Below are 19,649 nucleotides of genomic sequence, written 5' to 3'. Positions count from 1 at the left end.
AATAAGGAGAAAAGGCCCTGCAGGCATTCATCTATCCTGCAGGGCTTCCTTTTAATTTTCTTCGATTTCTTTGCGGTTTTTCTTAAACATTTTCGATAATACTTCGTATACAATCGGCACAATGATCAGAGTCAATAGCGTCGAGCTTGCCAGACCGCCGATAACGGTAATCGCAAGACCTTTGGAGATAAGCCCTCCACCGCCGCCGGATCCGATGGCCAGTGGAATTAATGCGCCAATTGTTGCAATGGCTGTCATCAGGATAGGGCGAAGGCGGGTTGCTCCCGCTTCCAGCACGGCTTCCCTCATGACCAGTCCGTCACGTTCCATATGGATGATCCGGTCCACGAGAACGATGGCATTGGTTACGACGATACCAATTAGCATTAGCATTCCCATCATGACCGAAACAGAAATGGTTTCACCGGCAAAGAATAAGCCAACAAACGAACCAATCACAGCAAATGGAAGGGAGAAGAGGATTGCAAATGGCGCCACTCCTTCACGGAATGTGACAACCAGAATAAAGTACACAATCGCAATCGCAGCAAGCATTGCAGCGCCCAGCTGTGTGAATGTCTCATTCATATCCGCCTGAACGCCGGCTACACCAACAGTTACACCTTTCGGCAGATCCAATTTATCAATCGCTTCCTCTGCTGCAGAAGTAGCCTTTGAGATGTCATCGCCTTTTACCTTGCCTGATACAGTTGCATAGTACTCGCCTTTACTGCGGGCAAGCGTGTTATGTGTTGTCCCCTCTTCCACTGTGACCAGCTCGGAAAGAGGCATTGTTGTACCCATTGCTGTCGGCACTGGAGTCTCCAGAATATCATCAATGGATTTTGGCTGTTCCGCCTTCTCCTGCTGGACCATCACTTCAAGGGTCTCACCATCTTTTTCAATCGTTGTCAGAACATCCTTGGTGTTTGAAGGATTCAGCATCATCACAATTTGACCTGCTGTCAGACCGTACTGCAGCAGTTCATCCTGCTCCACATTGAAGGTATACTCAACAAAGGCATCTTCTGCACTTGAAGAAACATCATCCAATTCTTTATTATCCTTTAACACGTCTTCTACCATTTTGACAGCGTCATTCAGTTTATCTAAATCTTCACTGTAGAATGTGTAGCTGACATCATTGTTTGAACCGGACATAGAGGTGAAGCTCTGGCTCTTCCACTCACCGGATTGTCCAATATTAAACACATAATCTTCTATTTCTTCACGGACTTCAGGGAAATTATCCATTTCAGGGTCAAAGATCAAGTACATTAAAGCTCCGCCTGCACCTCCGCCCATCATGGCAGTCATTTGGTCCGCTTCTTCGGTTACAGATATTTGAACGATATCAATATCATCACGGTTAAGCATTTTTTCTTCTACTGCTTCAACGTTCTTTAATGTTTCCTCTTTCAGTTCTCCAGCCTCAGGTGTATATGTTAAGTACATCACTTTTTCTTCTTCACTGCCCATGAAGCTGAATCCGATCAATGGCGTCAGAGCCAGGCTTCCTGCAAGCAGGACAACGGCGATGATGGAAGTAATAATCTTATGATTTAGAGACTTCTCAAGTATGCCTCTATACCAGTTTGACAGCTTTCCAGCTTCTTTGTGGCTGCCTTCCGTTTTCTCACTATATAATTTCTTTTTGAACAGGAAGTGAGATAATGCCGGAACAATAGTAATCGCTACAAGAAGTGAAGCACCAAGCGCAAACGTCATGGTCAAAGCGAATGGAGTAAACAGCTCGCCGACCATTCCCCCCACGAAAATGAGCGGTGCGAATACAGCAACGGTTACCAATGTCGAGGAGAGGATTGGTTTGAACATTTCAATCGTAGCTTCTCGAATAAGTGCGCGCCCCGTTAGTCTTTCTTCCTTCAGATGAAGGCGACGGTAAATATTTTCAACGACTACAATGGAGTCATCAATAACACGGCCAATGGCAACCGTAACGGCTCCCAGAGTCATGATGTTCAGCGTAATATCCATCCAGTGAAGCACTAGCAGCGCCATAAAAATGGAAACTGGAATTGATACGATCGAGATGATCGTTGATTTAAAATCACGCAGGAACAACAGAATAATTAAGACTGCGATCAGCCCGCCAAATACGGCCTTTTCGATCATAGTTGAAACGGATTCTTCAATTGGTTCACCCTGGTCAAGTGATACATCAATGACAAGGCCTTCAATTTTTTCCGTTTCTTCCTTAATTAATTTTTTGACATTGTTGACCACTTCTACAGTGTTTGCTTCCTGCCCTTTGACAATTTGAATGGCAATGGCATCCTCACCATTTGTACGGGATACAGATTGCACTCTGCCGACCGTATCAATCTTGGCAATGTCACTCAGCTTCACAAAAGGTGACTGATTTTGTGCGGTTGGTGTTACGGGGATGAGCATGTTCTTTAATTCATCCTCGGTCATGAACTTGCCGTCCACTGCGACAGCCTGCTCACCTTCTTCAAATTCGTATAGTCCCAATGAAACAGCCATGTTGCTTGCCTGAATCATTTCCTTTACTTTATCTTCGGTGAGATCAAGCTCAGCCAGTTTTTCTTCGTTGTATGTGAGCTGCACTTCTTCCACATGCTGGCCCGTGATGGTCGCTGATGCTACACCATCAATTTTTTCAATTTTTGGCAGTAAGATCTCTTCTACCGTTGAGGTTAACTCCACGATATCCTCTGTTTTGCTGCTGACACTAAGCGCAGCAACCGGCATCATGTTCATGCTGATGGCCGTAATGGTCGGTTCCTGTGCTCCTTCCGGCAGCTCCACTGCATCGAGAGCTGATTGAAGAGCACGCTTGGCTTCGTCCATATCAATACCATATTCATATTCCACTTGGATATTCGACATGTTAGAATATGAATTTGAGTAGACAGATTTAACGTCCTCAAGGCCTTCTACGGCTTTTTCTATTGGGATGGACACATCATCCATTACTTTTTCAGGGGTTGCCCCCGGATAGACATCCATTACCATTAAGTAAGGAATTGAGACATCAGGAATCGTCTCCATATTCATCCGTGTACCTGAATAAATGCCAGATACCGTGATAATAATTGTTAACAGCCAGACTGCAAGTTTATTCTGCAGGACAAAATTCACTAACCCTTTCACTTGTGCACCTACCCTAAATTGACTTATTAGACTCAATTACATATACTAATGACCAAGTGGTCATTTGTCAAACATAAAGGAGTGACATTCTTATATGAGCAAGAAGCAATTAATTATGGAAAGCGCTTTAGAACTCTTTGCCAAACAAGGGTTTGAAGCTACCTCTGTTCAACAGATCACCGTTCACTCCGGTATTTCCAAAGGAGCCTTCTACTTATCATTTAAATCAAAAGATGAGTTGATCATGGCTTTGATCGATCAGTTTATGGATCAGTTCGTCTCTGATATTGACCGATTAGTCAAAGATCCAAATAACACAGGTGGAGAGCTTTTAAGGAAGTTTTATTACACCACTTTCCATTCCTTTCAAAAGCATTCTGACTTTGCAAAGGTTTTTATTAAAGAACAGGCGCATAGCTTTAATGAAGAACTGATATCAAAAGGGCGCCAATTTGACCAATTAATAGATGATATCATCCTATCGATGCTGGATCAGCTATATGGTGAGGCTGTCCAGCATACTAAATATGATTTAATTTACTGCATTAAAGGCTTCATGCATGTGTACTCTCATATTTTCCTTTTTTTCAATGTGCCTTTGGACTTGAACCTTCTGTGCCGGTCACTAACGGAAAAAACAGATCTGCTGGCAAAACACTCCGCCATTCCGTTTATAACAGAAGAGCTCTACGACACGTTCAGGAAGGCCGGACATGAAGAAATGACCGACAGACAAATAACTGAAATTATAGCGCAGAAAATAGAGGAACTTGAAGATTCGATTGAAAAGGAATCTCTCATTCTCCTAAAAAAAGATGTACAGGAGCGCAGCCTGAGTCCCGCTATCGTACAGGGGCTTATTGCCAATATCCGAAACAGCCCTCAAAGCAGGTGGATTGCTTATCTGCTTTTGAACTTCTACGATTTATAGACAACAAAAGGCAGAATGCTTTAGTGAGCATCCTGCCTTTTTGTATTATCGATTGCGCATAATGTTATTTAACTTGCTCCTGACATTGATATCAGCAGCGTAGAAGCTTACCAATAAAGGGAGCATATTATTTATTTCAGCTCAGCTAAGACCTCTTCAATTTTAGCAAGTTCTGATTGTAAACCGCCTCCGCTCAGGTACCAAAGTGGTCCATCCAAGTAAACGATTTTTTTATTTTTATAAGCATCTGTTTTCTTAACGATTTCATTTTCCATATCAGCTTTAATATTAGAGTTGCCGCCAACTGCTGCTGTACGGTCAATTACGAATAACACTTGTGGATTAAATTCCAGGATGGCTTCAAAACCGAAGTTAGAACCGTGAGAAGAAGATTCGATATCTTCTGTTACCGGCTTAAATCCATATATGTCATAGATGTAGCCAAAGCGGGAATTCGTTGAGAAACCTGATAATTTGCCTTCATTGTACATAGTTACTAATGTGCTTTCGTAGTTTCCGGCTAAGGCTTTGATTTCTTCTAAAGCTGAATCAAATTTTGCTGTGTATTCTTGAGCTTCTGCTTCTTTATCAAACATTTTCGCTGCCAGGTCTACAGAAGATTGGAATGTGTTCCAGTAGTCAGCGTCAGATGTACCAACAAACACAACAGGAGCAATTTCTTTTAATTCTTCATAGAATGCTGACTGACGCCCGGAGATAAAGATTACGTCCGGATCCATTTCAGCAATATCTTCAAGTAATGGTTCCTTTAATCCCCCAACACTTTCATACTCATCTGAAGCATACTTTTCAAGGTGGGCAGGCAGAGTGGAATCCTTCGCAACCCCAACAATTCCTTTAACACCCAGAGCATCCAATGTATCTAAGAAACCATAATCAAATACCGCAATTCTTTCCGGCATCTTTTCAAATTCTACATCTTCAAAATTAGTTGTACCTTCATCGCCTTCCACTGAAGCAACTGTCGGAGAAACAGTCATGGGATATGCAGCGTTTCCTTCTTCAGATTGGCCAGCTGCAGCTTTACCAGCTGATTCTTCTTTTGAAGCCTCTTCAGCAGACCCACATGCGGCAAGCAATAATACCATTGCAGCTAGAATTGCATAAAATATCTTTTTCATTTCTCTTAACTCTCCCTTTTTATGTTTTATTGATATCGATTATCATTATCAATTATGATGATAATTATTATTCAATAATCTTTATTAGTCAATAACTTTCCGTAAATTTTATTAAATTATTTTCCAGCACTACAAAAACATGACATGCAAGACAAGCAGATTCCTGGAGAAATGCAGTAGTTTTCTCCAGGAATCTGCCGCTTATGTATGTGAGTTAAAATAGACACAGATCCTGCAGCCATTCTGTTCTTGAATAGGAATCTCCATATCATATATTTCACGAAGCACATCAGAATTAATGATTTCACTGGTCGGCCCATTTTTCATCAGCCGGCCATCCTTTAGGGCTACAATACGATCAGAATAAACAGATGCAAAGTTTATGTCATGCAAAACAATGACAACTGTCTTTCCAAGTTCATCAACTAGCTTGCGCAAAATTTTCATAATCTGAACAGAATGCTTCATATCCAGATTATTTAAAGGCTCATCCAGCAGGATGTAATCCGTATCCTGAGCAATGACCATGGCAATAAATGCCCTCTGCTTTTGACCGCCTGATAATTCATCTAAATACTTATTTTCCATATCAGCTAAATTCATATATTCAATGGCTTGATCAACAAACTTTTCGTCTGCAGCGGACAAGCGTCCTTTTGAGTAGGGGTAGCGCCCAAATGACACCAGCTCACGCACTGTTAGTCTCACATTAAGGTAGTTTGCCTGTTTCAAAATGGATACTCTCTTAGCAAAATCCGAGGACTTCCACTTTTTAACATTGTTTTGATCGAGTAATACCTCACCTGTATCTGCTTCTAATAAACGGCTTACCATAGAAAGAAGAGTAGATTTGCCGGCACCATTCGGTCCAATAAAAGAGGTGATGGTCCCCGGCTCGATTGTGACTGTAACATCCTCTACAACAGGCTTTTTACCAAATTGTTTTGTTAATCCCTTGATTTCAATCATCCTGCTGCCCTACTTTCCTTTAGTAATAGATAGATAAAGTAAATACCGCCAATAAAGTTAATGATGACACTCAATGTCGTACGCAGCTCAAATATATGTTCCACAAGGAAATTACCGCCGACCAATGCAATGATACTGATCAGGCTTGCCCCTAATATATGGATGGAGTGTTTGTATGTCACCAAATATTGATAAGAAAGATTGGCAACAATCAGCCCCAAAAAGGTGATTGGGCCAACAAGCGCTGTGGATGTGGCAATTAAAACGGATGATAAGATTAAAATTCTCATCACCATACCGTCATAATTAATGCCAAGATTCATCGCATTTTCACGGCCAAGCGACATCACGTCCAGCTTCCCCATAATCAGGTAGCCATAGAGAAATGCCAGGGCGAGAATGCCAATTGAAATAAATAATAACTCCGCTTTTACATTTGTAAAGGTCGCAAACAGCCGGCTTTGAAGACTTAAATATTCAACTGGATCGATCAATACCTGCAGGAATGTGACAAAACTCCCCAGGAGTGTTCCTATAATCATCCCTATTAAGAGAAGAAAATAGATGGGATGCTTATCAGCCCTGAACAAAAACCGATATAAAATCAGTGCAAAGATGACCATCGCTAAAATAGCTGCACCAAAGTTCAAGTATTTATTTAACACCCACACTGACATTGACCCTGCAAAAAAGTAGATTAATGTCTGTACCACTTGATACATGGAATCAAGGCCCATAACAGAAGGTGTTAAAATGCGGTTATGTGTAATGGTCTGGAACACAACGGTAGAATAAGCAATGGCGATTCCTGTAATAATCATCGCTGTGACCCGGAGCATACGCTTTGGAAAAGCATAATCAAAGCCGCCTTTAATATCATAAAAGCCATATAACAAAATACACACAATGGCAATAGCTGTTAACATGATCAGTTTTGTACTATTTCGCATATGCTCTCCCCCTTAGCAGCATCGTTAAGAAGATAGCACTGCCTATCACTGCCACTGTCACATTAACCGGAATTTCATAGGGATGAATGATGATGCGCCCCAAAATGTCACATATTAGTAGGAAGACAATTCCCAGCACCGCTGTATGCGGAATCGTTTTGCGCAGGTTGTCGCCTAAATATAAGGAAACAATATTGGGAACGATTAGTCCTAAAAACGGAATCACCCCGACAGTAAGAACCACCGTTGTTGAGATAACCGCAACAAGGACCAGGCCAATATTCAGTACCAGCTTATAGCTTAAGCCAAGATTTCTGGCAAAATCCTCCCCCATTCCGGCAACCGTAAATTTATTCGCATAAATATACGCCAGAACAATAGCTGGAATACTGACATATAAAAGCTCATAGCGGCCGGCAATAATCAAGGTAAAGCTTCCCATAAGCCAGGAAGATAGATTTTGCAGCAGATCCGCTTCATATCCAAGGAACGTAGTAATCGAAGATAGTATATTTCCATACATAATTCCGATTAACGGAACGAAAATAACATCTTTAAATTTTATACGATCTAAAATCTGCATGAAGAGAAATGTACCTGCTAAAGCAAAGGCAAAGCTAAAAATAACCTGCTGTGTATAAGTAACATTTGTAAAAAACAGCATAGAAATCAAAATACCCAGTTTTGCTGCATCCAATGTTCCGGCAGTAGTCGGTGATACAAACTTATTCCGGCTTAAAGACTGCATAATTAAACCGGCAATACTCATTCCTGCCCCCGCTAATATAATCGCCATTAACCGGGGAATGCGGCTGATAAGGAAGATATGTGTTTCATCTGATTCCCAATCAAGCAGGTCCATAGGCGTTATATTTATTGCACCGATAAACAGCGAGATAAAAGACAGAACGATGGCTGCAATTCCTAACATCCATAATCTCATTTTTAACCCTCATAACGTGTTTTTTATCAGAAATCTTTTCTATAGGCTCTTTTCGTATAAATTGTTGTTTTCGCTTATCGATGTTTTCCGTTAATTGAAGCAAGAGGATGCTCAGCGAACCACGGGGCAGGCGAAAAGCCTCCTCGACGCTGCGCGTCTGCGGGCTCTCTCCTGTCCCGCTACTCCCGTAGGACGTTGAATAGGCTACCTTGAGTAAACACCGCACGAAGAAAATGCGAATGCATTTTCGAGGATCTCGCACCTTCAGCTCCAATCAACTCCGTAAATATAATACAAATAGCAACAAAACTTTGCGAAAACAGCCTTTCTACAAAACTATTTTTTGAATAATGATAATCATTATCATTAAATGGTTAAAAAAAAGAACTTAGATATGTATAGATTATTTTGTTTATTGAAAATGATTATCACTATCTCTGCACAATTAATGTATCACAAAAAATAATAAAAGAAAAGAGGAAGATAGCAAGTTTCTGCAATTGTCTAATATTTTCCTTGTTTTAGTAAGGCCATATACAGGAAAGGAGACTCAAACCCGAAAGTTGAATCTCCCATTCCTGCCTCTATAGTGTTTTAATCAGAACCCGAATAGCTTCAGATACGTCGATCTGATTCTCCTGGCAGTGATTCGTCAGCTGCCGATATGTTTCTTCATCCAATCTTACATGGACAGTGTGCGAATATTTTTCAGAATCCAGTTTTTTCGGTCTTCCTCTTGTCACTTTTCTTTTGCCGCTGCCATCTTTCCATACATTTATGATGACATATCCGTGTTTTTCCAGCCAAAGATCACAATCATACTCTTTCCACATGGTTTTGGCCCTTTGCAGAAAGTCAAGCTTGAAGAGCTCCAGCTCATCTCCCTGAAGCCCCTTCATGATCGCTTTTTCCATCGCCTTATGCTCGTTAAATTGAAGAAATTGGTCGTACGATTTAAATGTTAATTCTTTCATTATACCGCTCCTATAATCTATTAACTAATCAATAAAAATCATACCCTTTGAGAAAACGATTGTAAATCCTGACTGAATTCGCTGCATGTAAAGGGGGTTGGGAACACTTTCGGCTAAAACATTGGCCGCACCTGCCTGTTTCATAGGTTATTACATACCCAATTAGGCTCTTTATCTACTATGGAGATTTCTTTCCACACTAATTGAATTCTTTATTCTTCCGCCTATCGCCAAAATCCTGCTGCCACGCTTTTGAAGAAAAAAACGAGGAAAACCGGAGGAGACCTCCAATTTTCACTCGTTTTAGGATGAAATATCTCTTACTCTACTGTAACCGACTTAGCCAGGTTACGCGGCTTATCTACGTCACACTCGCGGTGCAGCGCAGCATAGTAAGATATTAATTGTAATGGTATTACAGAGATAAGAGGTGTTAATAATTCGTTCACTTCCGGAATGATAAAGCTGTCTTCTTCTGTTTCCAGCCCTTTCATGGAAATGATGCAAGGGTTAGCGCCGCGGGCAACAACCTCTTTGACGTTGCCGCGAATGCCTAAGTTAACACTTTCTTGAGTTGCCAAGGCAATGATTGGCGTACCATTCTCGATTAGAGCAATGGTTCCATGCTTTAATTCTCCGCCTGCAAAGCCTTCAGCTTGAATATATGAGATTTCTTTCAGTTTAAGTGCACCTTCAAGACCAACATAGAAATCGATTCCACGGCCAATGAAGAACGCATTGCGAGTAGTAGAAAGGAATTTGCGAGCAATGTCTTCGAACTCTTCCTTCGCATCACAAAGCACTTCCATAGCGTTCGCAACGATGCCAAGCTCCTGGACAAGGTTGAAGTCAAGCTCCAATCCACGGCTTTTCGCAGTCACTTCTGCAAGAATGGATAATACAGCAATCTGGGCTGTATATGCCTTTGTAGAAGCAACGGCAATTTCAGGGCCTGCATGAAGCAATAATGTGTAATCCGCTTCACGGGATAGAGTTGAACCTGGAACGTTTGTAATCGTTAACGCCTTATGGCCCATTTCCTTAATATTTACAAGCACGGCACGGCTGTCTGCTGTTTCACCGCTTTGAGAGATAAAGATAAATAACGGCTTCTCTGAAAGCAATGGCATATTGTAGCCAAACTCACTTGAAATGTGAACTTCAACTGGGATTTTTGCAATCTTTTCAATAAACTGCTTTCCAACAAGTCCTGCATGATAAGAAGTTCCTGCAGCAATAATATAGATGCGGTCAGCATCGTTCATTGCGTCAACGATTTCCTTGTCGACCGTCAGCTCGTCTTGATCATTTTGATACTTCTGAATGATTTTGCGCATCACTAAAGGCTGCTCATCGATTTCTTTCAGCATGTAGTGAGGGTATGTTCCTTTTTCAATGTCGCTTGCATCCAATTCAGCTGTATATGGATCGCGGCTGATAAACTCACCATTCAGTGTCTGAATCTGAACAGCATCTTTTGTGACAATAACGATTTCTTTATCCATCAGTTCAACATATTGATCAGTTACCTGCAGCATCGCCATTGCGTCAGAAGCGACTACATTGAAAGTTTCGCCTAATCCAACCAGAAGCGGGCTCTTGTTTTTCGCTACGAAAATCGTTTCATTGTTTTCAGCATCCAAAAGAGCTATGGCATAAGAGCCTTTTAAAAGTGTCAGCGTTTTACGGAACGCTTCTTCAGTGCTTAATCCCTCGCTCACGAATAAGTCAATCAGCTGAACGATGATTTCTGTATCTGTATCACTTTGAAGAGCTACTCCCTGCAAATATTCGCGCTTTAAGATGTCATAGTTCTCAATTACGCCATTATGAACCAGCGTAAAGCGGCCGGAATTGCTTTGATGGGGATGGGCATTGACTGTGCTTGGCACACCATGAGTCGCCCAGCGGGTGTGTCCAATTCCTGTGTTTGCCATTACATCTTTATCCACAATATTGCGAAGGTCCGCAATACGGCCTTTTTCCTTGAAAACCTGAACGCCATTATCATTCATAACTGCGATTCCAGCAGAATCATATCCTCTATATTCAAGCTTTTCCAAGCCTTTTAATAAAATTTCTTTTGAATCTAAACTTCCGATATATCCAACGATTCCACACATACTTCTTTTCCTCCTAATAATGAAGGGGCAAGAAGCCTTTTCGGGGCAGTCCTGCCCCTTATCTCTGTTTTTTTATCTTCGCCTCTCTGTAAGACATACAGCCTTTTGTAAGAGCGTTTTTTAATTTTAGCATTTCCTTCTCTTTGTCCATTCAGTTGCCTGAATGTTTTAAAGAAGAAATCATCGGTTGTGCTTTCAACCGGGAGGCATCCGCCGAACATTCGATAAACCTCCTCCTCGTCAACTAATCCTTACGTCCAGGATCAGTTCAGGCGCTTTAACATTACTAATCTTTCTCACTATCCACCTTTCTCTTCTTGAATAAGGATGTCCTGTATTCTTAAATACAAAAACAGGACAATCATACATCAAAGTCAGACTTCCGTCAACAAATATCTGAGGACAGATAGTGTCTGCCATATATAAAAATATGCATAAGGGAGCTCAGGAGTTCCCTTATGCATATGAATTGTGCTTTTTACTCTTTTAATCCCATTTCACTCTCTACAACAACTGCAATGCGCTCTACATATGAAGCACATAGCTCACCTGTTGGAGCTTCTGCCATGACGCGGACCAACGGCTCTGTTCCGGAAGGACGGACAAGGATGCGGCCGTTTCCGTTCATTTCCTCTTCAACCTGTGAAATGACTTCTTTTACTTTTTCATTATCTGTCACATGGTGTTTGTCTGTTACACGGATATTCACAAGCTTCTGTGGGAATTTCTTCATTTCGTTCGCAAGCTCAGATAATGGCTTTTTCGTTACCTTCATAATGTTCACTAGCTGAAGCCCAGTCAAAAGTCCATCTCCCGTTGTGATGTAGTCTAGGAAAATAATATGTCCTGACTGTTCTCCGCCAAGGTTATAGCCATTCTTCTTCATTTCTTCCACAACATAGCGGTCACCTACAGCTGTCTGTACACTTTCGACCCCGTTGGCTTCCAGCCCTTTATAAAAACCAAGATTGCTCATGACAGTAGAAACGACTGTGTTCTGCTTAAGCCTTCCTTGTTCTTTCATGTATTTTCCGCAAATATACATGATTTGGTCGCCATCCACAATATCGCCATTTTCATCAATGGCGATCAAACGGTCTCCGTCTCCGTCAAAAGCCAGACCAACATCTGCTTCTCTTTCCTTTACAAAAGCAGATAGTGCCTCAGGATGAGTAGACCCAACTCCTGCATTGATATTTAAGCCATTGGGAGATGCACCCATCATGGAAAGATCTGCATCAAGGTCAGCAAATAAGTGCGTCGCAAGCGGCGAAGTTGCTCCATGCGCACAATCAAGCGCAATGTGAATACCGGAGAAATCTTCATCAACTGTCTGCTTTAAGTATTGAAGATATTTCTGGCCGCCTTCAAAGTAATCATTTACCTGCCCCAAGCTTCCTCCGACTGGTCTTGGAAGCTGATCTTCTGCCATATCCATTAATTCCTCAATCTCCGCTTCCTGATCATCGGAAAGTTTAAACCCATCCGGGCCAAAGAACTTGATTCCATTATCTTCAACCGGATTATGAGAAGCGGAAATCATGACTCCAGCCTCTGCCCCCAGTGCTTTTGTTAAATAAGCAACTCCGGGAGTTGAAATGACTCCAAGGCGCATAACTTCTGCTCCAATTGATAATAGCCCTGCTACAAGTGCACCTTCCAGCATATGGCCTGAAATACGGGTATCCCGGCCGATTAATACTTTCGGACGATCATGGTCCTTCGTTAATACATAACCTCCAAAGCGGCCCAGCTTAAAGGCCAGCTCCGGTGTCAATTCACTATTTGCAACTCCGCGTACTCCATCTGTACCGAAATATTTACCCATTTTATAATCTCTCCTTCTAACTTTAAAAACTATATTAAACTTCTTCTTTTTTTGTTATTGTTATGTTCGCTTTACCTGCAGCAGGCTTTATATCCACCCCAGAAGGGCCATCTATATTGATTGGCACCTCATGGTCACCTTCTCCAAGGTCTGCTAGGCTCAAATACAGATTAAAGTCGTCCGCTTTGAGATCCTGAACTGTGCTGCTTTTCCCGGTTACCGTGATACTTATCTTTCCGGAAGCAGGATTTTTAAGGGCCGCCTCATATTCTTCGGATAAGCCGGCTAAGTTAATGGACAGGCTTGAAAAGGTCTTGGTTACCTCTTGGTCCTGTGCCTGTGTTTCTTCTGCAGGCTTCTCTGTGCTTTTCTCTTCCTCTTCTTCTTCTGTTTCTGCATTTTCCTTAGTGCTGACATCAATTGAAGCCTTCACTGTTTTAGGATCTACTGCTGAAACGCCATCCGGAATAATAACCGGCAGGGTGAGCACAGTATCTTCCCCAATCTTGCTGACATCTACCTCTACCCTGACACTTTCAGTCTCACTCAATATATCTTCACGGCCAGTTATAGAAGCCTCATTAACATCAAGTTTAATCGAATTAATGGTTACCCCATCCTGTGGTTCCCCGTTACGGACAATCGTAATTGGCACCGTCTTGCTTAACTGCTTAACCGGAACTGTTACCCGAATGGCCTGAGGCTCCACAATGACATCAAGCTTATTCATCTCACGGTCCAATACCCTGACGGTTGCATCATCAGCGATTGTCTCGGTTATAGGACCCTTGACATCAAGAGTCGCTTTAACAAAACTGATCCGCTCGATTACTTCTTTGGCCCCCGTAATTTTAACCGTCTTTGGTTCTGCAGATGCCGCTTCAGCCGTATAGCCCTCAGCAAGAAGGCTATTATTAAATTCTGCATCCACTTTAAATTCCTGGGTGACTTTTTCGTGTACGGTCACATCTGCATATTGAGGATTAATGGTCACATCCAGTTTATCTGAGATATCACGAATCTTAATTTCTACTCTTTGCGAGCCAATTTCTGCATTCGTCAAATCTACATATACTTCAAAGTTCTGCTGTTTTTTCGCTGACTCAAGGTGGCTTTTCGGGCCCTTCATACTCAAATCAACTGTGTCCGGCATACCGGTTACGACCAGGTTTTCCGTATCATAATAGCTTTTCACCGGGACATCTTCAATAATGGCTGAATCCTGCTGGCCTGGAACGTTTATTTCCTTTAATTCCTTATCCGAATCATATACAGAATCAAATAGAAAAAGGGCAAGAATCAAGGCAACAATTTTCATAAACCAGCGGGTATCTACCATTTTATCAATTAACTTATCCATTCTTTTTCCCCCTCCAGTTCCAAAGACCTGAAGAAGTCTGCTTAATTTTCTGCTGAACAAGCAATTCATTTGAAAGCATATCTTTAAAAGCCTCCGCTTTTAAGTCACGGTGCAGCTCCCCGTTTTTGGTTAAGGAGACACTTCCTGTTTCCTCAGAAACGATAATGGTAATGCTGTCAGTTACTTCACTTATGCCCAAAGCTGCCCTATGTCTGGTACCCAGTTCTTTTGAAATGAAAGGACTTTCTGACAGAGGCAGATAACAGGCGGCTGCCGCCACACAATTCCTTTGAATGATAACGGCCCCATCATGCAGAGGTGTATTCGGTATAAATATATTTATCAGGAGCTCAGAAGAAATTTTGGAATCCAGCCCGATACCAGTTTCAATATAATCGTTCAGCCCAGTTTCCCGCTCAACTGATATTAGCGCGCCAATGCGCCGTTTAGCCATATAATCTACAGCCTTCGCAATAGACTCGACCAGTTTCTCCTGATTTTCTTCTTCCTGATTAGCCGTCCTTGAGAAGAACCTTCCTCTTCCCAATTGCTCAAGTGCTCTTCGCAGCTCCGGCTGGAAAATGATTATGATGGCCAGAAATCCCCATAAAAGCACTTGTTCCATCATCCACCCTAATGTTTGCAGATGGAACTTGTCGCTTGCTACTTTAACCAGGATAATGACAAAAATCCCCTTCAGCAATTGAACAGCCTTTGTTCCTTTAACAATCATTATGAGTTTATAGATGACGTACCAGACAAGGAGAATGTCTATTGTATTAGCCAACAATTTCAAAATAGAGAAATCCGCAAACGACATTATCCTTCCTCCAAATATATATTTCAAAAGCAAAATGCCTATTGTTCCTTTATGTAACTTTCATATTATATCATATTCATCACTAATTCCAATTTTGAAACAGCATATGCTATCTGGAAAAATCAGCATTGCCCTTTGCATACTAAGAATCCCTGCTATAAAGCAGGGATTCTTAGTATGCTTGACTACTTTTCTTTGTCTGTTTCTCCGGTTTCAAAGACATTCACAGCATCCTTAACGGCCGTTTTAATGTGATACCATAGCCATTCGAATATGGCATCAACCTCTTCAATTTCTCCAGTAACCTTGCCTGCAGAAGCCATATACTGCTGCCCATTGATGACGGTAACATTCCCGTCAATCTCGCCCTGAATTTCCAAGTCGCCGTTCTTTACCACTACATCGCCTTTTACCACTTCACCTTCAGGTACAATCACCTTATCGTTTTGCACCACAAGGTTCGGCTGCTTAGAAAAGGATAATTGGTGATCCTGATCCCAGGAAGATACAACGCTTCCCATCATCAGAACAAGAAAGAGTGACGCCGCCGTTAAAAGCGGATGATGCCTGAACCAGCGCTGAACTCCAACCTTCCGTTTTTCTTTTGGCAATTTCGCCATAACATTTGCCGTGAAATTTTCAGGTGCCTGTATATGTGAAGTGCTTTGGACTAAAGCAATTGTTTTCTTTAGTTCATGGAAATGAGTTTGACACTCCCCGCAGGTTTGCAGATGTGCCCTTAATTCCTTCTCATGTTCGGCTGAGATCTCTTCATCTAGGTACTCGTGCATATAAACAACCATTTCTGCTGGACATTTCAAAGTTCTCACCCTCTTTATTAAACATATCTTAATTGATTTCTAAGAGCTTCCCGGCCGCGGTGGATCCGGGTCTTTACGGTTCCCAATGGAAGGTCGAGTGTTTCACTGATCTCGTTCAGCGATAATTCTTCAATATATTTTAGAACAATAACCGAACGATATTTCTCAGGAAGCTTCGATATTTCTCTTTGGATTGTTTCCTGCAGCTCGAGGCTTTCTACATCATCCTCCGGCAGCCTTGCATCTGAAGCTATTTGAGAATACATGTTCAGTCCATCCGTTCCGGCGACCTCTGCATCCAGATAATAATCAGGCTTCTTTTTTCTGATTCTGTCTATACAAAGGTTTGTGGCAATCCGATAGAGCCATGTGGAAAATTTTAAGTCAATATTAAAGCTGGCAATGTTTACATAAGCCCTTAAGAAAGCCTCTTGAGCGATATCCTCCGCCTCATGCCTGTTTCCCAGCATTCTGTAACAAATCTGAAAAACTTTATCTTTGTATATTTCAACAACTTCAGCATAAGCATCCTGGTCGCCTTTTAATACTTGTTTTATCCTCTTCTTTACGATTGTCTCCATTTTTTTACCTCCGCTCCAGTGCGGCTAATCGATAATACGAATCGATAGCGGAAAAGGTTTCATTTTAATTAAAAAAACATTCAATTTCTATATTAACAAATTTTAACTTATACAGGTTTACTTTTTTTCTTTTAGGGTATAAAAGTACTAAATTTACCGAAAAGGATTGGTTACGGTGTGTGTTAAGGAATTATTGAGAGATATTGAGGATTGCCGGACTAAAATGATTCAGTTAGCAGCTTCCGGTTCTTTTACAGATCACATGGTAGTGGATGTCAGCATTAAACTTGATGAACTTCTAAATAAATATTATACACTCACAGCAAAAAAATGAGCAGAACTTGTCAATGTTCTGCTCTTCTTTATTTTCCTTTATTATAGAAGCTTTTCGCCAAATAGTGAACCCATAAGTGCGACTGCTACAGTAGCTGTTTTGTTCTTGTCATCCAAAATGGGGTTAACTTCTACAAATTCAGCCGATGTTATGATTTGTGCTTCTGCAAGCATCTCCATGGCCAAGTGACTTTCACGGTAGCTGATGCCGCCAATTACCGGAGTTCCAACACCCGGTGCATCATGCGGATCCAACCCATCCAAATCAAGAGACAGATGAACACCATCTGTATTTCTTTCTTTTAAATATGTAATAGACTCTTCCATAACCTTTGTCATTCCAAGTCGGTCAATTTCATGCATGGTGTATACTTTAATGCCTTTTTCCTTAATAAGCTCCCGTTCTCCTTCATCCAATGACCTTGCCCCAATAATGACAATATTCTCGGGCTTAACCTTTGGACCATATCCCCCCACATTTGTTAAAAGCGGATGGCCCATACCCAGGCTTACAGCAAGCGGCATTCCATGTATGTTTCCTGAAGGTGATGTCTCAGCTGTATTTAAATCACCATGAGCATCATACCAGATTACCCCAAGGTTCTTATAGTGCCTCGATACCCCTGCCAATGTTCCAATCGCGATGCTATGGTCACCGCCGAGCACTAATGGAAAAGAACCGTCTTTTATTGCGTGATCAACTTTTTCTGCAAGCATCTCTGTTTTTTCAGCAATAAGGTGCAAGTTTCTAAGATTTGAATTTGGATCGATTTGAACCTCCGGGCGGCCAATAGCAATATCGCCTTGATCCTGGATTTCTTCAAATAAACATTTTAAACGTTCATTCACTCCGGCATAGCGAATAGCACTTGGCCCCATATCCACACCGCGTCTCATCTGACCAAGATCCATCGGCATTCCAATTATCGATAATTTCTGTCTAATCATAATACAAGTCCTCCCTTTCCCTTCATATCTATATTTTAACCGCTTTCAAACATATGACTCAACTCGACAAAATTGTGTATATATATACGGCTGCCTAGGGTGAAAGTCCTGGTTATCCGATATTTATAAAATAAAAAATCCTTAAACCCGTATGGTTTAAGGAATGGTGTATTATGTATGCTGGTGGAGCCTAGCGGGATCGAACCGCTGACCTCCTGCGTGCAAAGCAGGCGCTCTCCCAGCTGAGCTAAGGCCCCATTTGGAGCGGAAGACGGGATTCGAACCCGCGACCCCCACCTTGGCAAGGTGATGTTCTACCACTGAACTACTTCCGCAGCATATTTTTATTTGCAAGTAAGACCTTCAGGACTCGATTCCCAAGGTCTGCGTTTTTCTATAAAGTGAGCCATGAAGGACTCGAACCTTCGACCCTCTGATTAAAAGTCAGATGCTCTACCGACTGAGCTAATGGCTCATACTATAATTCTGTTGCCTAAACTTCGATAGATGTGCTTCAAAACCCTTTGGTCTTTGTCGCAGATTTTAAAAACTTGCCTTTCAGAGCAGTAATGCTTCGATGCTGCAATCTTTTAAAATCCTCTACCAACTGAGCAAATGGCTCATACAATTAAAACAAAAATGGCTGGGCTAGCAGGATTCGAACCTGCGAGTGACGGAGTCAAAGTCCGGTGCCTTACCGCTTGGCTATAGCCCAATAATTACAAAATAAAAAGGACATTCATAGCTTGTCCAGTTTTTGTGTTTTTATTAAGTATAAGTGGTGGAGGGGGGCAGATTCGAACTGCCGAACCCGAAGGAGCGGATTTACAGTCCGCCGCGTTTAGCCACTTCGCTACCCCTCCATCTACGAAAAACAGATGGTGCCGGCGAGAGGACTTGAACCCCCAACCTACTGATTACAAGTCAGTTGCTCTACCAATTGAGCTACACCGGCAAATATGGTGGAGGATGACGGGATCGAACCGCCGACCCTCTGCTTGTAAGGCAGATGCTCTCCCAGCTGAGCTAATCCTCCAGTATGGTGACCCCTACGGGATTCGAACCCGTGTTACCGCCGTGAAAGGGCGGTGTCTTAACCGCTTGACCAAGGGGCCTAGTATTCTAGTTGTCTACATTAAGAGAGCTTCCAACCGGGCTCGAACCGGTGACCTCTTCCTTACCATGGAAGTGCTCTACCTGCTGAGCTATGGAAGCAGCAGCTCATAATTCCCATAAGGGGCTTTATGAAAATGGCTCCGCAGGCAGGATTCGAACCTGCGACCGTTCGGTTAACAGCCGAATGCTCTACCACTGAGCTACTGCGGAAAAGTGGTATTATAAAACAGCCCGGCAGCGTCCTACTCTCACAAGGGGACAGCCCCTAACTACCATCGGCGCTGAGAAGCTTAACTTCCGTGTTCGGTATGGGAACGGGTGTGACCTTCTCGCTATCGCCACCAGACTATTTTCAAAAGACAAGTATGATTATACTTTCTTTTAAAGTTTTTTTCAAGAGGAAATTTCATTTTTTCGTTCCCTCAAAACTAGATAATGTATGAAGAAGAATTTGCCGAGTATTCACCAATATGACTTGTCTAGCTTCGGCTCCTAACTTCTCGGCCGTTTCGATCCGTCCCTCCAAATCCCAAGGATTTGAATGGCCGGCTCTCCAACGTCTCTCGAAGTTGAACAGTCGCCTCTGCTTTTCGTTTTGGTTAAGTCCTCGATCGATTAGTATCAGTCAGCTCCACATGTCGCCACGCTTCCACCTCTGACCTATCAACCTGA

The 19,649-nt window shown here is 42.1% G+C and carries 16 protein-coding genes, 10 tRNA genes and 1 rRNA gene; 2 read left to right on the top strand and 25 right to left on the bottom strand.

Translation table 11 applies throughout. The annotated features are described in order from the left end of the window. Positions 1–51: 51 nt before the first annotated feature. The gene (locus tag M3205_RS17615; protein WP_251171114.1) at positions 52–3,138 is read right to left on the bottom strand and encodes an efflux RND transporter permease subunit; all 3,087 of its coding nucleotides are present in this window, start codon (positions 3,136–3,138) and stop codon (positions 52–54) included. Between the two features lie 94 nt (positions 3,139–3,232). Here M3205_RS17615 and M3205_RS17610 point away from each other — a divergent pair, with 94 nt between their 5' ends. Then, positions 3,233–4,069 carry a TetR/AcrR family transcriptional regulator gene (locus M3205_RS17610; RefSeq protein WP_251171113.1) on the top strand — a complete coding sequence of 279 codons (837 nt, stop codon included), beginning with the start codon at positions 3,233–3,235 and terminating at the stop codon, positions 4,067–4,069. 131 nt (positions 4,070–4,200) lie between these two features. Here M3205_RS17610 and M3205_RS17605 read toward each other — a convergent pair whose 3' ends face one another. The 12 genes from M3205_RS17605 to sigW all read right to left on the bottom strand — a co-directional run bounded on the left by M3205_RS17605 (position 4,201) and on the right by sigW (position 16,580). Next, positions 4,201–5,211, bottom strand: a complete 1,011-nt coding sequence (locus M3205_RS17605; RefSeq protein ID WP_251171112.1) for a siderophore ABC transporter substrate-binding protein — start codon at positions 5,209–5,211, stop codon at positions 4,201–4,203. A gap of 201 nt (positions 5,212–5,412) precedes the next feature. Next, positions 5,413–6,180, bottom strand: coding sequence for an iron ABC transporter ATP-binding protein (locus M3205_RS17600; RefSeq protein WP_251171111.1), 768 nt, complete (start codon positions 6,178–6,180; stop codon positions 5,413–5,415). Continuing rightward, positions 6,177–7,130 (bottom strand): iron chelate uptake ABC transporter family permease subunit, encoded by a 954-nt coding sequence (locus tag M3205_RS17595; RefSeq protein WP_251171110.1) that lies wholly within the window; start codon positions 7,128–7,130, stop codon positions 6,177–6,179. The genes M3205_RS17600 and M3205_RS17595 overlap by 4 nt, the downstream gene beginning before the upstream one ends. Further along, positions 7,120–8,073 carry an ABC transporter permease gene (locus M3205_RS17590; RefSeq protein WP_251171109.1) on the bottom strand — a complete coding sequence of 318 codons (954 nt, stop codon included), beginning with the start codon at positions 8,071–8,073 and terminating at the stop codon, positions 7,120–7,122. Before M3205_RS17590 ends, M3205_RS17595 begins: the two co-directional genes overlap by 11 nt. Positions 8,074–8,657: 584 nt before the next feature. After that, positions 8,658–9,047, bottom strand: coding sequence for a ribbon-helix-helix protein, CopG family (locus M3205_RS17585; RefSeq protein WP_251171108.1), 390 nt, complete (start codon positions 9,045–9,047; stop codon positions 8,658–8,660). Between the two features lie 320 nt (positions 9,048–9,367). After that, positions 9,368–11,170, bottom strand: coding sequence for a glutamine--fructose-6-phosphate transaminase (isomerizing) (gene glmS, locus M3205_RS17580; RefSeq protein WP_251171107.1), 1,803 nt, complete (start codon positions 11,168–11,170; stop codon positions 9,368–9,370). Next, on the bottom strand, positions 11,137–11,391 hold the full coding sequence (locus M3205_RS17575; protein ID WP_251171106.1) for a hypothetical protein: 255 nt from the start codon (positions 11,389–11,391) through the stop codon (positions 11,137–11,139). Before M3205_RS17575 ends, glmS begins: the two co-directional genes overlap by 34 nt. Positions 11,392–11,648: 257 nt before the next feature. Continuing rightward, entirely contained in the window at positions 11,649–12,998 is a 1,350-nt protein-coding gene (gene glmM / locus M3205_RS17570) for a phosphoglucosamine mutase (RefSeq protein ID WP_251171105.1), read from the bottom strand. 34 nt (positions 12,999–13,032) lie between these two features. Then, complete coding sequence (locus M3205_RS17565) at positions 13,033–14,358, bottom strand: CdaR family protein (protein ID WP_251171104.1); 1,326 nt, start codon at positions 14,356–14,358, stop codon at positions 13,033–13,035. Then, entirely contained in the window at positions 14,351–15,178 is an 828-nt protein-coding gene (gene cdaA, locus M3205_RS17560) for a diadenylate cyclase CdaA (protein ID WP_251171103.1), read from the bottom strand. Before cdaA ends, M3205_RS17565 begins: the two co-directional genes overlap by 8 nt. A 185-nt stretch (positions 15,179–15,363) precedes the next feature. After that, positions 15,364–15,999: an anti-sigma factor family protein gene (locus M3205_RS17555; RefSeq protein WP_251171102.1), complete on the bottom strand. Its 636-nt coding sequence runs from the start codon at positions 15,997–15,999 to the stop codon at positions 15,364–15,366. Between the two features lie 17 nt (positions 16,000–16,016). Next, entirely contained in the window at positions 16,017–16,580 is a 564-nt protein-coding gene (gene sigW / locus M3205_RS17550) for an RNA polymerase sigma factor SigW (RefSeq protein WP_061794087.1), read from the bottom strand. Positions 16,581–16,755: 175 nt separating this feature from the next. On the opposite strand from sigW, the gene M3205_RS17545 reads away from it, so the two are divergent. Next, positions 16,756–16,914, top strand: a complete 159-nt coding sequence (locus tag M3205_RS17545; RefSeq protein ID WP_095245822.1) for an aspartyl-phosphate phosphatase Spo0E family protein — start codon at positions 16,756–16,758, stop codon at positions 16,912–16,914. 41 nt (positions 16,915–16,955) lie between these two features. Here M3205_RS17545 and rocF read toward each other — a convergent pair whose 3' ends face one another. From rocF to rrf, 12 genes are all read right to left on the bottom strand, one after another. After that, the gene (gene rocF / locus M3205_RS17540) at positions 16,956–17,861 is read right to left on the bottom strand and encodes an arginase (protein WP_251171100.1); all 906 of its coding nucleotides are present in this window, start codon (positions 17,859–17,861) and stop codon (positions 16,956–16,958) included. Positions 17,862–18,042: 181 nt separating this feature from the next. Continuing rightward, positions 18,043–18,118 (bottom strand) — tRNA-Ala (locus tag M3205_RS17535). A 3-nt stretch (positions 18,119–18,121) separates the two neighbouring features. Further along, positions 18,122–18,196: transfer RNA gene (locus M3205_RS17530), tRNA-Gly, on the bottom strand. A gap of 67 nt (positions 18,197–18,263) precedes the next feature. After that, positions 18,264–18,336: transfer RNA gene (locus M3205_RS17525), tRNA-Lys, on the bottom strand. Positions 18,337–18,501: 165 nt separating this feature from the next. After that, positions 18,502–18,576 (bottom strand) — tRNA-Gln (locus tag M3205_RS17520). 64 nt (positions 18,577–18,640) lie between these two features. Then, positions 18,641–18,724 (bottom strand) — tRNA-Tyr (locus M3205_RS17515). Positions 18,725–18,740: 16 nt separating this feature from the next. After that, positions 18,741–18,816, bottom strand: a tRNA-Thr gene (locus M3205_RS17510). 5 nt (positions 18,817–18,821) lie between these two features. Continuing rightward, positions 18,822–18,897: transfer RNA gene (locus M3205_RS17505), tRNA-Val, on the bottom strand. Between the two features lie 4 nt (positions 18,898–18,901). Next, positions 18,902–18,976 (bottom strand) — tRNA-Glu (locus tag M3205_RS17500). 27 nt (positions 18,977–19,003) lie between these two features. Further along, a tRNA-Thr gene (locus M3205_RS17495) sits at positions 19,004–19,076 on the bottom strand. A 36-nt stretch (positions 19,077–19,112) separates the two neighbouring features. Then, a tRNA-Asn gene (locus M3205_RS17490) sits at positions 19,113–19,187 on the bottom strand. 19 nt (positions 19,188–19,206) lie between these two features. After that, positions 19,207–19,323, bottom strand: a 5S ribosomal RNA gene (rrf, locus tag M3205_RS17485). Positions 19,324–19,649: the final 326 nt, after the last annotated feature.

It is taken from the genome of Cytobacillus firmus (genome assembly GCF_023715565.1).
Classification (GTDB): Bacteria; Bacillota; Bacilli; order Bacillales; family Cytobacillaceae; genus Cytobacillus; species Cytobacillus firmus_C.
Note: the sequence above shows the minus strand (reverse complement) of the source record. Positions and strands in the feature narration are given on the sequence as shown.